The organism is Clostridium arbusti SL206 (assembly GCF_000246895.1).
In the GTDB taxonomy this organism is placed as follows: domain Bacteria; phylum Bacillota; class Clostridia; order Clostridiales; family Clostridiaceae; genus Clostridium_I; species Clostridium_I arbusti.
On sequence record NZ_BAEV01000184.1, the window covers coordinates 1 to 1,668 of the forward strand.

A 1,668-nucleotide genomic window follows, 5' to 3' on the forward strand; every position below is an offset into this window, starting at 1 on the left:
ATTTCAAACAAAACCTATACTAAGACACTATGATGTTAATTTATTTTACGTAGACTACTTTTCAATACATCATGCGGATGCTTGTACTACCTGAATTATTTAAATAATATTTTAATCGTCAATATAAATGCTATAATTGTAGGTATTGAATATTTCATAAATTTTTCTAATGATGCTATAATATTATGTATTCTAATTTTATTCTTTGTTTCTTCGTATAATAGTTTTTCATTGTCAGCTATTTCTTCTTTTTTATAATTATTCAATTTATACATCTGATAATCTATTTGTTCATGATTTTCAATGCTTATCAAAATTCGCTCATATTCTTGATATAGTTTTTTGCAATCTTCTTCTTTCAAATATTTTTTTGAATCTTCTTCTAAATCTTCTTTTAAATCCTCTTTATATATTAAAGTACTATCTATTTTATTCCTTAATTTATCTAAGCTTTTAAATGTTTCTTCCATCTTATAAGCTCTTTCCTGAAGATTCTTTTCTGAAGTATAAAACATAAAATAAGTTAGTAATATAGAAAACATAAGCACTATATTTGAAATAGGTACACTACCTATTGATGTTGAGTCTTCTCCTATGGAAAGAATAGATAAACCTGTCACTAAAACTGAATAGTAAATATTTAGTTTTTTATATTCTGTATTCTGATTTCTTAATCTATCTGTTGCAATTATTCTAGTCCTATATGTTACATCTACTCTTCTCCTTAATTCTTTAAGTAACTTTGGCCCATCATTACAACATTCAATGTCCTTATCATTATTTACTTTTTCTTCTTTTTCCACAATTTATACCTACTTTCATTTTTAATCTCTACTTTATATCATTATCTTTATGGATATTTGTTAGTGATAGGTGATTGTAATGTGTTTTATTAGATCTAGTTGATAATTATAATCATTATGTTAGTTTTTATGATATAATTCTACAAATAATTTTAATTTCCTTCAAAGTAAAAAGTGTATCATATAACCTTATAAGTTCCCCAATACACTTTTTCACCGAATTTAAGCCATTTATCATTATATTTTTCTTTACTTTTGTATGTATTATTTAACTATAGTTTTTTGAAACACATAGAAGCATAAAATATTTTTAATGAAATAATTATATATTTTAATCTCCACTGAATATTTTTCAAGAGCTTGTACATAATTATAGAAGATGTAATTAAAAATATTTTTAGAGAGAGGTAACTAGCATGAAAAAGATTGTTGTTAAAACTTCAACCAAAAAACCAGGCAAAAAAAATAACGGCAAATATTTAATCTGTGTCGGTAAAAACTTTTAAGCTATACCCTATATTGATATTTACTACTCATAATATTGGATAATGGTAATCTTAAATCAAAGCATAATAATTTAGAAATTAGTCTGTATTATCTAGTTCTTAACTGAGATAGTTCTCTCCTAAAAGTCCTATTCTTTTCACTATTGTTATCTTTTAAATTTAAAAGTGGTTCATATGTGTTAATCAAATATATTTCAAACTCCATAGGGTTATCAATTGTAACAAAATGCATTATCAAGTTGTCTTTCATCCATTTTGATAACCTTTCCTCATGTTCATCAATAAACTTATATTTTAAGTTATTTGTTTCACTTTTATATTCTTTTTCAAAACTGATTAGCTATAGATATTAAAATCCT

General features: G+C 23.9%; 2 protein-coding genes. Both read right to left on the minus strand.

What is annotated here, in order from left to right:
- Positions 1 to 95 precede the first annotated feature (95 nt).
- Positions 96 to 803: an SLATT domain-containing protein gene (locus RH99_RS17955; RefSeq protein WP_010241694.1), complete on the minus strand. Its 708-nt coding sequence runs from the start codon at positions 801 to 803 to the stop codon at positions 96 to 98.
- Positions 804 to 1,397: 594 nt separating this feature from the next.
- Positions 1,398 to 1,646, minus strand: a complete 249-nt coding sequence (locus tag RH99_RS19535; RefSeq protein ID WP_373854748.1) for a GIY-YIG nuclease family protein — start codon at positions 1,644 to 1,646, stop codon at positions 1,398 to 1,400.
- Positions 1,647 to 1,668: the final 22 nt, after the last annotated feature.